The sequence below is a fragment of the Shewanella sp. ANA-3 genome, assembly GCF_000203935.1.
In the GTDB taxonomy this organism is placed as follows: domain Bacteria; phylum Pseudomonadota; class Gammaproteobacteria; order Enterobacterales; family Shewanellaceae; genus Shewanella.
Genome location: NC_008577.1, coordinates 3,538,386 through 3,550,767 on the forward strand (window position 1 = coordinate 3,538,386; position 12,382 = coordinate 3,550,767).

Below are 12,382 nucleotides of genomic sequence, written 5' to 3' on the forward strand. Positions count from 1 at the left end.
TTTTAGCCAGCTGACTTAACTGACATTCTCCCGGTCGCCACGCATCAGCGACTCCAACTCAGCTTTTCCTTTATTGGATAAATCAAGGAGCTTGGCTAAATCATGTTGATGGGCCGAGCTGGCTATCACCAGCTTTTTATCGTGCTCGGCAAAAATCTTCACCCGTTCATTGGCTTGCACCTGCGATAAGCCTAAGCCCTGCAAAATCTTCTCACTGGCGGATAAAGCCGAACCAAAGGTTTCACGGAACACATCGGTCACCCCAAGGCTCATCAATCGATAGGCATGGTTACGGTCCCGCGCCCGAGCGACGATATTGATATGGGGGAAATGGGTTTTCACCTGCTGGGCAATTTCAATCGAATCCTCAACATTATCAACAGCCAGCAGCAACAGGCGCGAGCGTGCAATCCCCGCAGACATCAACATATCTAAACGTCTGGCATCGCCAAAATAGACCTCACCACCGTATTTGCGGATCACATCCACATGGCTGGCATCCTTATCTAAGGCCACAAACGGAATACCCGATGACGCTAAAATACGCCCAGTGATCTGCCCCACCCGCCCAAATCCGGCGATCACCACCTCAGATTCAGTCACATTAATGGTATCGGGCAAACGTGTATCCACCACCTTAGGTTTAGTGGCTCTAAAAAGCGTGAAAATCATCGGCGTGACTGCCATGGATAAACCGATGGCGAGCACTAAGATTTGGGCGATTTTATCATCCACTATGCTGGATAATTGCGCCTGCGACAGCAGCACGAAGGCAAACTCACCGCCTTCGGCCAAGATAAGGCCTAGAGCAATACTCGGGCGCCATGCATGATGTCGTAAACGGCCAAGGAGCATCAGCACGAGAGTCTTAATCAGTAACATGCCCAGCAAAATCGCAAGTATGAGTAAGGGATCGGTTAAAAACAGCTTGAGATCCATACTCATGCCCACGGCCATAAAAAACAGCCCAAGCAGTAAGCCCTTAAAAGGTTCAATATCGGTTTCAAGCTGATGTCGGTAGCTGGAGTTCGCCAGCATAATTCCGGCTAAAAACGCCCCCATACCCGCCGATAGCCCCAGCCACTCCATCAATTCGGCACTGCCCATCACCAGCAATAGTGCAAAGGCGGTTAACACTTCACGAACCCCGCTGCTGGCAACGAGTTTAAGTAACCGCGGCAACAGATATTTGCCTACCAACACAAAGCCCACTAAGGCCACACTGGTCCAATACCAAGGTACCGCATGGTGCTCAATCTGGGCCGAATTAGGCGCAAGGTAAGCGGTTAATAGCAACATGGGGATCACGGCGAGATCTTGCATTAACAACACCCCAAAGGCATCGCGGCCCAGCGGGGTGGTCAGCAGTCTATGTTCGCTCATCAACTGCACCGCAAAAGCCGTCGATGACAAGGATAACGCCGCGCCAACCACTAATGCAGCCTCAATGGATAAGCCAAACCCCCAAGCTAAACCGCCAATTGCCGCCCAAGAAAGGAGTAACTGACCACTACCGAGACCAAAGATGGCACTGCGTAGCTCCCATAACTTGCTCGGATTGAGTTCAAGCCCAAGCACAAACAGCATCAGTACCACACCCAACTCAGCAAAATGCAGCACGGCGGCGGGATCAGACACCAGCGCCATGCCTCCGGGGCCTAAAATCACCCCGGCAGCGAGGTAAGACAGAATCGGTCCTGCGCCAAAACGTTTGCCCAAGGGCACAAAAATCACCGCGGCCAATAAAAATAACAGTACAGAAGTGAGCAGACTCGACTCTTCCATTAGGGCTCCACAACGTTAGCGAAAGGCAAAAAATAGGTATAGCCATAAGCAAAAAAAGCTTCGGCTACCGCTGGCAATCATACTCTAGTTAGGCAGGAAAAAGTGTGAAAAATTGACCTAAAAATCATCGAAAAAACGCAAGAAACAAGCGAAACAGCGAAAGAAGAAAACCGCGTTACATTAGCCTAAACAGTCAGTTACACAGAAAACACAACTCCTCCCCCTACTGCCTTGCAAACTGACTGGTAATATTGGTGGCGCGTTTATCTGAGGCTAAAGCGTCCTCATAACAGAATACACTGTTACGACCATTGGATTTTGCAGCATACAGCGCCATATCGGCACGGTGCAGCAGAGGGTCTAGGCTTAAGTCTTCTTTTGTCATACCGCTAACCCCAAAGCTCGCGGTGATAGTAAATTTATGCCCCGACAGATGAGTATCAATGGCTTCGAGTCGTCGACGGCATTGTTCGGCAACTTCCATCCCCTTAGATTCATTGGCGTAAGGCAAGAATAGTGCAAATTCCTCACCGCCAATCCGGGCAAACACATCACCATTGCGAACATGGGGTTTTAATACTTCTACGACTTTTTTAAGCGCCCAGTCACCCGTACCATGGCCGTAGGAATCATTAATCCGTTTAAAATGGTCCAAGTCGAATAAAATCACGCAATAATCGCCCCCTCGGGCAGCGGCTTGCACAAACAGATTTTCCCCCAGATCTTGCCCTGCTCCACGGTTAAGCACGCCCGTCAAAGCATCCATTCTGGCCATGCGCATAAAACGCCGTTTTTGCAAATTACCCACCACTAACAAAATCGCGAGGAAAAACAGCCCGCCAACTAATATGGTGATAAACATCAGCATATTAGTGTACTCGCGCTCTTTTACCGTTTGCTGAGCGATGTAAAGTTCGCGCTCTTTATTCAGCAAGTTGATTTCACGCGCCTGCTCATCGGCATTAAACTTAGCCGCCTGATAAGCAAGGGTTTTCATCTTAGATTGGTCAAAAATCAGTTGATTATAATGTTGCTCTTTTCTGGAGTATTCATAGGCTTGCTCAAATTGTTTGTCCGCCGCCATCAACTCGGCAAACACTTTGTAGGCAATATGCTTATGTTCGATATAACTATTATCATCGGGAAATGTGAGCACCTTAACAGCGTGACTTTTTGCTTGAACCAGCTCACCCGTTGCAAAGTAATTCTCGGCAAGTAGTGCATGCACATGGCTGATTTCTAATTGAAATTGAAAAGCTTCATACCCTTTTAACGCTAATAGCAAAATCGCTCTCGCGCCTAAATAGTCACCCCGCTCCTGCAAAACCATCCCTTTGCCTTTCATCGACATAGTCGCCAAAAGGGGAAATTGCTTCGCATCACAATATTGACGGCTATCTTCGAAGGCATCGAAGGTGTCGGGACTTTTCACACCGAGCAAGTAAATCGCCCGCAGCAATTTGGCATGGCAAATATCGCGGACATCGGTTTCCTGAGCGAGTTGTAACACCTTATTGGCATAGAGGCCCATATCGCTATAAGCGTCCATTTCAGAATAAATATTGGCAATTCTTAGATAAGAGTGACGTTTAATCGTAATATCATCGATATTCACAACTAGGGCTAATGCTTTGGCGACAGCCGATAAGGCTTTGTCATAGTCGCGCATCCCTATATAGACAGTGGCTTGATAGCTATAAACCGATGCTAATAATTCAGAACTTGTGATTAAGGTTTCGGCCTGATGCAGATCGTCTAACGCTTTGGCATATTCACCTGTGAAAAAATAACCTATCGCTCTATCTATCCTCAGTCGGCCTTGTTGCACTGAAGTTAATTTGCTGAATTCTTTCTCATATTCGGCCAGTTTTTTCTGCGCGGCGCTAAGATCAGATTGCAGTAATACATCAAGCTCATTGAGTGCCTGATCAAAATCGAGAGAGTTAGCCATCAACGCTGTCGAACACAAAGCAAAGATGGCTAATAGGGCACAACGCAACCGTTTCAAGATAAGTTAATTATTACCGTGATTAACTAAAACAAAGGTTTGATAATTTTGGTCGCCATTCAAGACTTTTAGCTTTTCCATATCCCCAGTCATTACAGCGTTAATTTCTTCATCAGTTAATCCGTGGGCACGCATCACTGCCTCTGGATTCTGTTTATAGTCTTCCATTAACAGCGCATCTTGGCCTAGCTGGGTAAAAAAATCCGATAATGCAGACATACTTATTCCTTATTGTTAATAATGACTCAATATCACACTTCAATTTAGCCCAAATCTTCGGGACCGATCCCTAACTTAGCCAAAATAGCATAGTTGTACTCCAGCTTTTTTGCTGGCGGAATTAACAACGTACTAATCGGCGTTAAGTGTGCTTGGGGTAAATTCGCTAAAGGTAAACGCTCGATACGGGGGGCTTGGATTGGCAAATTGGCCGCTTCGTAGATGACCACCTCATGGTTGAGGGGATACCATTGATTTAACTGCTCCACGAGGATCTGCAACCTGTCACTCGAGGTATGAAATTGGGTTAGGGTATGTTCGCCCGCAATGGCGATTTGCCAGAGTAATAAGTGGGTGGTGGGATCCGGCACATGGTTGAAAAACATAAACTGGCTGGCTTCAAAGCTTTGATGCCCTGAGTTGCCGGGATCAATCCCTAAGTCGGCCCACAGGCAAGCTTCGGCCGAAATCCCCGGCTCCATCTTGGCCGAAAACCCTTCGGCCTTGGCGCGAGTTATCGCCATATGGGATACACAGGCAAATACCCCCGGATGACCATAGAGTGCACACACGGTTTTTTTACCCGCTCTCACCGCATCTAGAATGGCATTGACCATTTGCTCGTAGGTGTCTCGGCGATTTTTAACTTCACCATTTTGCGCATAAAACTGCTGCAAATTGATGACATTGGGGTTGAGCTTCGTCAACCAACGCTGCGAGAAACCGTCTGGTAAGAGTGAAAATACAATATCGGCATGTTCAATATAGCTGCGGCTTAATACGCTAATTTGCCCCGCGAGCTGTAACCCCGTACCCACACAAACGAGTGATCCCAATGGTCTCTCCTAAAAATGCACTACCGCAGGCTGATTGATGAACTCAAGCCATAACTTTGATAGCAACCGCTAAACCCTATGCTACTCCCTAAAGTCGCGAGAAAATGCTAACACCATCAAAGTAAAACACTTTCACAACTTTACCCATGTTTTCACAACATTGCTACATGACTATTTCGACTTTGCTTAACTTTACGGTTTTTCAGCGCAATTTACCGCGGGGCAGCTTATTTAGACGCAATCATCAGCATAAAAATCTTCACTCATCGCGAACTAAAACGCGCCGCTTAGGTCGAAAACTCACACAATTGCAACGATAAGCGCCGCAACGCCCAATTACCCTTGTCATAAGGGGGAGTGCTTGGGTATGATGGCCGCCAGATTTTCAGAAGTAGCGCATACAATGATCAATAAAAAGCAAAGTCTTACCCTGCTGAGCGCCATTGCGCTCTCAGTTTCGCTCAGTGCCTGTAGCGTGTTTGATTGGCTGATCTATAAGCCCGATATTCCGCAAGGCAACTACATGGAGCCGCAACAGGTTGAAAAGTTGCGTATCGACATGACCAAAGAGCAGGCCGAATACATTCTTGGTCGCCCAGTATTGCGTGACAGCTTTGCCGATGACACTTGGTATTATGTGTATCACTATAAGAGTGGCCGTGATGCGAGCATTACCCACAAAGAACTGATCCTGCACTTTACCGGTAACAAATTAAGCTTAGTGAAGGGCGACTATGACTTAAGCCCAGAGTTTAATACGCCGCTTGAGCAGAGTAAGTTACCTATGGCCAACACCGCTGAGTCTGCGCCACTCGTGCCAGCACAGCGCCCAGATGAAAAGCCATTAGTGAAAGAAAATCAAACCGAAGCGCAAGTTCAAAAGCCAATCAAGTAAGCACACTGGTTTAACACTTGCCTTAAACACAAAAAGCGCTCATGGCGCTTTTTGTTTGTTCGTGTTGCGGACAGATTAAGACACCCGTCCACCAGTCACTTTATTGGCACGACCTTCATCCTTAGCCTTATCGGCACGGCGACGGCGCACATCCTTAGGATCGGCGATCAGCGGGCGATAAATCTCCACTCGCTGCCCGGGTAAAATCACTTGGTCATGCTTAACCACATTGCTAAACACCCCAAGCTTTACCGTTTCTAAATCAATCTCAGGGAAAAAACTCACCATATTGCTTTGACGCACTATGTCAATCGCGCTCGTGCCGGGCAATACGCTAACCGAAATCACCTTTTGCTGAGTCGGCAGCGCATAAATAACATCGACGACGAACTTATCTGCTTCATTTGTCACTGTAAATTACCTTAGCGCGGCTGGTAAATGCCGTCACCATTGACACCATAAGATCATTAAACACTTTACCAAAAGCCATATCGACCAATGAGCTGGAAAACTCGAAATTTAAGTCAAACTCCACCTTACAGGCATCTTCCGTCAACTCGGTAAAACGCCACTGGCCGAATAAGTGTTTAAAAGGCCCATTTTCAAGTCTTAACTCGATACTCTTTCCCGGCACCACCTGATTGCGCGTAGTGAAGGTCTTACGGATCCCCGCCTTACTCACATCGACCGAGGCCACCATGGTTTTACCATCAAACTCAAGCACTTTACCGCCAACACAACCGGGTAAAAACTCTTTGTACGACTCAACATCATTGACTAAATCATACATTTGCATCGCACTAAAACGAACTAACACACTTCGAGAAATTTGCGGCATAGGGCTTGGCACTCTCAATCTAAGTAAACACGCTGTCTCAAGCGAACTCCGCGCGCCCTACTCTCTAGGGAAGCTAACAAAATTGGTTTGGATTCTACCACGATACTTAAAAAACGCACCCCTCACATATCCCTATGATGACTAAGCAAAACCGCATAAAAAAACAGCAATAAAATGATGGGGGCTTGAAATAGCCCAAATAAACCCTTATATCCATTTCAAATTGATTCACCGTGCGTATAATGGCGCCATTATGGTAAAGAAAAACTCAAAAAAAGCCGCGCCTGCGACAATCGCACGCAATAAGCGCGCAACCTTCGAATACCGTTTCGAAGAAAAAATGGAAGCCGGCATTTCCCTCATGGGATGGGAGGTGAAGTCTATCCGCATGGGTAAAGTGAACCTATCGGACTGCTACGTCTTCTTAAAAAATGGTGAAGCCTTTATGCACGGCTGTACCATTATTCCGCTTAATACCGCATCGACCCATGTGGTGTGCGACCCGATTCGACTGAAGAAATTGCTCTTAAGTCGTAAAGAGTTAGATAAATTAGCTGGTCTTGTTGAGCGCCAAGGCTACTCGATTATCCCTATCTCCATGTACTGGCGTAAAGGGGCTTGGGTCAAAGTAGAAATCGGCCTAGGTAAAGGTAAAAAAGACCACGACAAGCGTGAAGATACCAAAGCACGCGAGTGGGAAGTGGAAAAAGCCCGCGTAATGAAAAAGGAAAAAACGCGCGGATAATGAACAAACGATTGAACTTGCAGCAAATGATACTAGGTTATCGCCACGCTACGAGTTACAATCAACTTTCTTGGGGGCGATTCTGGATTCGACAGGATTCACGAAACCCTGGGAGCATGCCGAGGGGCGGTTGGCCTCGTTAAAAGCCGCAAAGTTATAGTTGCAAACGACGATAACTACGCTCTAGCCGCTTAATGCCGCTAGCCATCTACCACACGTTTCGCACATGGGCAGTGGATTTGATGGTCATCTCACATCGTGCTAGCGAGGGAACCCTGTCCGGGGGTGAACCGCGAAACAGTACCGGACTCACCGTGTGGGATCCTGTCTTTCGGAGTTCAAACGGTTAAACAATAGAAAGACTAAGCATGTAGCGCCTTGGATGTAGGTTTTCTGGACGCGGGTTCAAGTCCCGCCGCCTCCACCAAATGTAAGAACGAAGACGTCTCAGGACGTCTTTTTTCTTATCTAAAATAAGATAAAATCAATAACTTAAATAAATAACTGTTCTATTTTTGTCCAAAAGCATTTGGCAACATCCAAGATTTTATGTAACACTTGTTGTAACACAGTGTACCAACCACCCCAGCCGGTGTTACTAAAAACACCGAAATGCTGTTGTTACAGGGTTTAAGGTGCCCCTTGTTGTTACTACGAGGAGAGCATAATGCCGCGAATGGCCAAACCGTTAAATGACACAGAAGTTAGGCAAGCTAAACCGAGGGAGAAAGAATACAACCTCAGTGATGGCAATGGGCTGATGCTCAGAGTAAGGCCTATCGGTTCCAAAACTTGGCTCCTCAATTACAGCCGCCCCACTTCGCGTAAACGCGCAAATTTGACCTTAGGCACTTACCCTGAATTAACACTCGCAGATGCTCGGCGCAAAGCTTTAGATGCCCGTAAGCTTATCGCCCAAGACATTGACCCACAAGAACACCGAGAGGGACAACGGCAAGCGCTCGCAGCAATACATGAACACACATTCGAGAATGTGGCGACACAATGGTTCGATATCAAGAAAACCGAAATAACCGAGAACCATGCAGCCTCAACCTGGCGTTCCTTTAAATTGCATGTACTTCCATATATCGGTTCAACTCCCATCAGCCAAATCACGGCTCCGATGGTGATTGAAATATTTCGCCCTATTGAAGCTAAAGGTTCGTTAGAAACAGTCAAGCGCCTGACTCAACGCCTCAATGAAGTAATGACCTACGCCGTCAATACGGGGTTAATTCATGCCAATCCACTTTCTGGTATTAAAGCAGCCTTTAAAAAGCCTAAAAAGCAAAAGATGGCAGCGATGGCGCCTTATGAATTACCGGAATTATTATCAACCTTGTCCCGCGCGAGTATTAAACGAGTCACTAGGCTGTTAATAGAATGGCAACTGCATACGATGACACGTCCGAATGAAGCAGCAGGTGCTCGTTGGGATGAGTTCAATTTCGATGACCGTTTATGGACAATCCCGGCTGAACGCATGAAGATGAAGCGGGAGCATGTAATTCCACTTTCTGACGCTTGTATGTTGATATTGCAAGAACTTAAGAGCATTAGTGGTCATCGAGAATATCTATTCCCTGCTGATCGTAATCCAAAAACACACAGCAATGTGCAAACGGCTAATGCCGCGCTAAAAAGAATGGGGCTGCAGGACAGAACAACTGCCCACGGTCTTAGAGCCTTAGCCAGCACGACATTGAATGAACAAGGGTTTGATTGGGATGTTGTTGAAGCAGCGCTCGCTCATACCGACAAAAACCAAGTACGCAGCGCTTATAACCGCGCCACATATCTTGAACGTCGAAGAGAAATGATGGAATGGTGGAGTAAAAGTATTAAATCTGCTGAAGCTAACATGTTAATTCAGTCATTACCCATTAGATAATTTTTAGCGAATGGATGCTCTAAAATGAATAACGCACTAACAGCGATCCACTCATTAAGCCCTTATTTCAAGTTGCCAATAGATTTCGTGCCGGTTAGTCACGGTATAGAAGTATTGGGCTTACATAAGGATGAATTAGATGTTTTATACCAGCAGGAGCAAATTCAGTACTGTGTCAATATAAAAGAAAACTTAATGATTGACTCAGAGAATCCTGCAGAAGATTTAGATCTTAAAATAGATATGCAAAATCAAATAATGACAAAACCTAGCTTACCTAATTGCACCAAATTAATTAGCCCTTTATCGAATGATAAATATTGGAAAATTTCTGGAGTTTGGGCATTAAGCTTTGGGAGATATTTGCCAGATTTGAGGGTTTCGTTAGAACGTCAGGGTCTAATAATTCCTGGAACTCAAGGCGCTTGGGGCATTTGGGTTGTTGAAAATCAACCTCTTCCATTAGTTCAATCCGTTATTTGGAAACGGGATTTAGAACGAATAATCTACTCACTAAAAACTGGAGTTTGTCTTCCTAAATGGTATGAATCTTTTCCATCAACAGAAAATAAATTTCCAGATGATGAAGGAATTTCTGAAGGTCTCAAACCTGAACACGGCAACTCTATTCGCTTTGGCAGACAGCGTGAAGAAATTCTATCGTTTGCTCTATACGTCAAACATGAATTTCCTGAACAATGCACAACTGTCGCTAAATGGATTGAAACTATCGATGAAAAAGCCCTATTAAAATGGCCTGAAACTGGTCAGCCGCCTCAAAGTAGGGATGCCATTAGAAAGTTATTAAACAAAGCCCTCAACATCAAGAGTTAATCTGGCTATTAATTTAGTACTGGCAACTAAATTTTAGTAAACGGACGTCCTGCTAGCATTCCCTTAATCTGCCCTTGTCTTAGAAAAACCACAGACATACGAGGGCACACCATGAAAATTCTTAGACTCCGCGATGTAATGGCCGTTACCGGTTTAGCACGTTCGACTGTATATGACTTTATCAACAATTCAGACTTTCCCAAACCCGTTCAGCTTGGTGATCGCGCAGTAGGCTGGGTGGAGCAGGAAATTATGACTTGGATTGAACAACGAGTTCAAAAACGAGATGAAGCTCTACTGTAAAAATCCCATTAATCGAAACGGTCCCTGTCAAACGGGGCCGCCCAAGGAGACTGAACATGCTAAACGCCAATATGCTTAAACAACTCAATACGCTTGACGAACATATAGATAAAACCAAAGGGCTGCTCAGTGTTTTGATGGCGTTAAATACCCCCGAACACGATGCCATCTGGCTTGCGCACGACTGTCTGTATCGAATTGAAGAACAGCTCAAGCAACTCGTCATCCTGCTCAAAGCCACGAAGTAAATTAATCCTATGAGCAATAAAATACTTACAGTATTACGCGATTACCGGTTGCCGGAGGGGGTAAAGCAACGCACGGCAACCAAATGTGTGCTTTTTGCTTTAGCTGACCGCGCCAATGACAAGTCCTTTAAATGCTTTCCTGGGCTCACAACCCTTGCTAATGATGCCGAAATGAGTATTCGTGGCGTGCAGCGCTGTATTAAACAATTGGCAGTGCTTGGCATTATTTCAATCAAACGACGAACTGCCACCAGCAATGTCTACACCATCAATTTAGACACGCTAATAGCAGCAATTGATGCTCAGTTGCTTGATAAAGAAATTAAGCACACTCAAAAGTGCATCAACATCTGGAATAATCTTCTTCTTTATCCCGCCGAGAAGGGAGTAAATTTATCTAAATACCCTTCCAGTGAAGACAGCGACGCCATAGATTTTGCATTAAAAATCGAACCCAATCTCATTGACAAGAAAATGCTTGCCCTGTTCTGTGATTTCATCATTGATGAATTTGGCGACAGTGCAGCGCCATTCAATCCATTTATCAGACTAAAACTCACCGCCGAACAACTTCATAATGCAGAAGCGACCCTTACCCATCATTGGAAAAGTTACCTGAATATATTCGGCGACTGATGTCCCATCACGACACAGGTGTCGTCATACTACGTCACCAATGTCAGGCAGATAGGTCATCGGTGTCGCCATTTCACGTCACCCAAGTCATTTTTGATATGCCATGGATGACGTACTAAGCAGAAGAGTAAACAATAGGATAATCATAAACAGCAGCATCACCACCGTATAAATGATGGTACTTTTCAAATGAATAATTTCATTCGATTTCGACTAAACGCGGAACTGCGCGGATGAGGTTCGAGATAGACTCTAATAGACTTTTTAACTTCAATCCTCTGGAACAATCTTGAGCAACATAGATTCGAATTTGTTTGAATGATCACCAAAACCCGCATCCATTAATGCTTGTTTATCATGCTCTATCCAACGGCTAATAGCCGCACTTTTGCCAAAGCTCCCCTCAGCCAATCCATTGACAAAATCCTGTGGCTCAGTGGCTAAATTTTCTGGGTGAAAATGCCGACCGCGAATTTCCGTTCCCTCACATTCGGCATCAGGGATTGCTGTTAGCGAAGCGAGTTTTTCAAATACGTTAACTTTGAGTTCACGGCCATAGATGTAACAGTTACGCTTCCAGGCCTGTGCTATGCAGGCAGCCAAATCAGCTCGACATTTCCAATAGCTGTATATCCAAAGCTCACAGAAGTGATATCGGTAAATCGGTTGGCTAGATAGTTCTCCTATGCGTTCCCTCATCAAGATCAGCGCATCGTATTGGTCACCACTCACATGCGTGGTAAGTAACCAGCCATCGACATCTGGATTAACTGACTTTGCCATAAGTTGATCAAGCCAAATACCAAATTGCCGCGGTGCTTTATAGAAGTTATTTAGTTCGTACAGCTCATCTGTCGCGCCTTCTAGCCACTCGAGCTTGATCCCAAACAACTCTGCGGCAGCTTGCAGAATATCTTGATTTAGAGCCTTTAAAAGCTCCGATTCATTTTCCACTTGGTATAGGTTCAGACCATGTCCGAAGAAACGAGGTATTTGCGCTCTAGCGACACCATGGCCTTCAAATAACCGGATAAAACGCTTCGCAGTGTTAGGCGCTTCCGGTTCATTTGCTGAAGCTTTCCAAAACCTATCTTTGAGAGAGAAAAATGCGTTAATTTCGCTTAATAATCCCACAGTCGGT

The 12,382-nt window shown here is 45.5% G+C and carries 14 protein-coding genes and 1 other RNA gene; 8 read left to right on the forward strand and 7 right to left on the reverse strand.

Annotated features, from left to right (window positions below; translation table 11 throughout):
• Positions 1–15: 15 nt before the first annotated feature.
• The 4 genes from SHEWANA3_RS15470 to SHEWANA3_RS15485 form a co-directional block, all read right to left on the reverse strand.
• The gene (locus tag SHEWANA3_RS15470; protein WP_011717804.1) at positions 16–1,785 is read right to left on the reverse strand and encodes a monovalent cation:proton antiporter-2 (CPA2) family protein; all 1,770 of its coding nucleotides are present in this window, start codon (positions 1,783–1,785) and stop codon (positions 16–18) included.
• Between the two features lie 223 nt (positions 1,786–2,008).
• Positions 2,009–3,736 carry a GGDEF domain-containing protein gene (locus tag SHEWANA3_RS15475; protein ID WP_011717805.1) on the reverse strand — a complete coding sequence of 576 codons (1,728 nt, stop codon included), beginning with the start codon at positions 3,734–3,736 and terminating at the stop codon, positions 2,009–2,011.
• Between the two features lie 63 nt (positions 3,737–3,799).
• Positions 3,800–4,012 carry a hypothetical protein gene (locus SHEWANA3_RS15480; RefSeq protein WP_011717806.1) on the reverse strand — a complete coding sequence of 71 codons (213 nt, stop codon included), beginning with the start codon at positions 4,010–4,012 and terminating at the stop codon, positions 3,800–3,802.
• A 44-nt stretch (positions 4,013–4,056) separates the two neighbouring features.
• On the reverse strand, positions 4,057–4,848 hold the full coding sequence (locus SHEWANA3_RS15485; protein ID WP_011717807.1) for an SAM-dependent methyltransferase: 792 nt from the start codon (positions 4,846–4,848) through the stop codon (positions 4,057–4,059).
• A 403-nt stretch (positions 4,849–5,251) separates the two neighbouring features.
• Here SHEWANA3_RS15485 and bamE point away from each other — a divergent pair, with 403 nt between their 5' ends.
• Positions 5,252–5,743 (forward strand): outer membrane protein assembly factor BamE, encoded by a 492-nt coding sequence (gene bamE / locus SHEWANA3_RS15490; protein WP_041413103.1) that lies wholly within the window; start codon positions 5,252–5,254, stop codon positions 5,741–5,743.
• Between the two features lie 75 nt (positions 5,744–5,818).
• On the opposite strand, the gene SHEWANA3_RS15495 is transcribed toward bamE, so the two are convergent.
• Both SHEWANA3_RS15495 and SHEWANA3_RS15500 read right to left on the reverse strand, forming a co-directional pair.
• A complete protein-coding gene (locus SHEWANA3_RS15495; protein ID WP_011623525.1) occupies positions 5,819–6,154 on the reverse strand; it encodes an RnfH family protein in 336 nt (111 codons plus the stop codon).
• Complete coding sequence (locus SHEWANA3_RS15500) at positions 6,144–6,581, reverse strand: type II toxin-antitoxin system RatA family toxin (RefSeq protein ID WP_011623526.1); 438 nt, start codon at positions 6,579–6,581, stop codon at positions 6,144–6,146. The genes SHEWANA3_RS15495 and SHEWANA3_RS15500 overlap by 11 nt, the downstream gene beginning before the upstream one ends.
• A gap of 253 nt (positions 6,582–6,834) precedes the next feature.
• On the opposite strand from SHEWANA3_RS15500, the gene smpB reads away from it, so the two are divergent.
• From smpB to SHEWANA3_RS15530, 7 genes are all read left to right on the forward strand, one after another.
• Positions 6,835–7,326, forward strand: coding sequence for an SsrA-binding protein SmpB (gene smpB / locus SHEWANA3_RS15505; protein ID WP_011623527.1), 492 nt, complete (start codon positions 6,835–6,837; stop codon positions 7,324–7,326).
• A gap of 72 nt (positions 7,327–7,398) precedes the next feature.
• Positions 7,399–7,753, forward strand: a transfer-messenger RNA (tmRNA) gene (gene ssrA / locus SHEWANA3_RS23260).
• 240 nt (positions 7,754–7,993) lie between these two features.
• The gene (locus SHEWANA3_RS15510) at positions 7,994–9,220 is read left to right on the forward strand and encodes an integrase domain-containing protein (protein ID WP_011717809.1); all 1,227 of its coding nucleotides are present in this window, start codon (positions 7,994–7,996) and stop codon (positions 9,218–9,220) included.
• Positions 9,221–9,244: 24 nt separating this feature from the next.
• The gene (locus SHEWANA3_RS15515; RefSeq protein WP_011717810.1) at positions 9,245–10,054 is read left to right on the forward strand and encodes a hypothetical protein; all 810 of its coding nucleotides are present in this window, start codon (positions 9,245–9,247) and stop codon (positions 10,052–10,054) included.
• Between the two features lie 111 nt (positions 10,055–10,165).
• Entirely contained in the window at positions 10,166–10,357 is a 192-nt protein-coding gene (locus SHEWANA3_RS15520; RefSeq protein ID WP_041412708.1) for an AlpA family transcriptional regulator, read from the forward strand.
• 56 nt (positions 10,358–10,413) lie between these two features.
• On the forward strand, positions 10,414–10,605 hold the full coding sequence (locus SHEWANA3_RS15525; protein WP_041412710.1) for a hypothetical protein: 192 nt from the start codon (positions 10,414–10,416) through the stop codon (positions 10,603–10,605).
• Positions 10,606–10,614: 9 nt separating this feature from the next.
• Positions 10,615–11,241 carry a helix-turn-helix domain-containing protein gene (locus tag SHEWANA3_RS15530; protein WP_011717811.1) on the forward strand — a complete coding sequence of 209 codons (627 nt, stop codon included), beginning with the start codon at positions 10,615–10,617 and terminating at the stop codon, positions 11,239–11,241.
• A 270-nt stretch (positions 11,242–11,511) separates the two neighbouring features.
• On the opposite strand, the gene SHEWANA3_RS15535 is transcribed toward SHEWANA3_RS15530, so the two are convergent.
• Positions 11,512–12,375, reverse strand: a complete 864-nt coding sequence (locus SHEWANA3_RS15535; protein WP_011717812.1) for a hypothetical protein — start codon at positions 12,373–12,375, stop codon at positions 11,512–11,514.
• Positions 12,376–12,382: the final 7 nt, after the last annotated feature.

Excerpts from the sequence above, each read along its gene's own strand:
- SHEWANA3_RS15470 (WP_011717804.1), bottom strand. The coding sequence starts at position 1,785 with ATGGAAGAGTCGAGTCTGCTCACTTCTGTACTGTTATTTTTATTGGCC.
- SHEWANA3_RS15475 (WP_011717805.1), bottom strand. The coding sequence starts at position 3,736 with ATGGCTAACTCTCTCGATTTTGATCAGGCACTCAATGAGCTTGATGTA.
- SHEWANA3_RS15480 (WP_011717806.1), bottom strand. The coding sequence starts at position 4,012 with ATGTCTGCATTATCGGATTTTTTTACCCAGCTAGGCCAAGATGCGCTG.
- bamE (WP_041413103.1), top strand. The coding sequence starts at position 5,252 with ATGATCAATAAAAAGCAAAGTCTTACCCTGCTGAGCGCCATTGCGCTC.
- SHEWANA3_RS15500 (WP_011623526.1), bottom strand. The coding sequence starts at position 6,581 with ATGCCGCAAATTTCTCGAAGTGTGTTAGTTCGTTTTAGTGCGATGCAA.
- smpB (WP_011623527.1), top strand. The coding sequence starts at position 6,835 with ATGGTAAAGAAAAACTCAAAAAAAGCCGCGCCTGCGACAATCGCACGC.
- SHEWANA3_RS15510 (WP_011717809.1), top strand. The coding sequence starts at position 7,994 with ATGCCGCGAATGGCCAAACCGTTAAATGACACAGAAGTTAGGCAAGCT.
- SHEWANA3_RS15515 (WP_011717810.1), top strand. The coding sequence starts at position 9,245 with ATGAATAACGCACTAACAGCGATCCACTCATTAAGCCCTTATTTCAAG.
- SHEWANA3_RS15520 (WP_041412708.1), top strand. The coding sequence starts at position 10,166 with ATGAAAATTCTTAGACTCCGCGATGTAATGGCCGTTACCGGTTTAGCA.
- SHEWANA3_RS15525 (WP_041412710.1), top strand. The coding sequence starts at position 10,414 with ATGCTAAACGCCAATATGCTTAAACAACTCAATACGCTTGACGAACAT.
- SHEWANA3_RS15530 (WP_011717811.1), top strand. The coding sequence starts at position 10,615 with ATGAGCAATAAAATACTTACAGTATTACGCGATTACCGGTTGCCGGAG.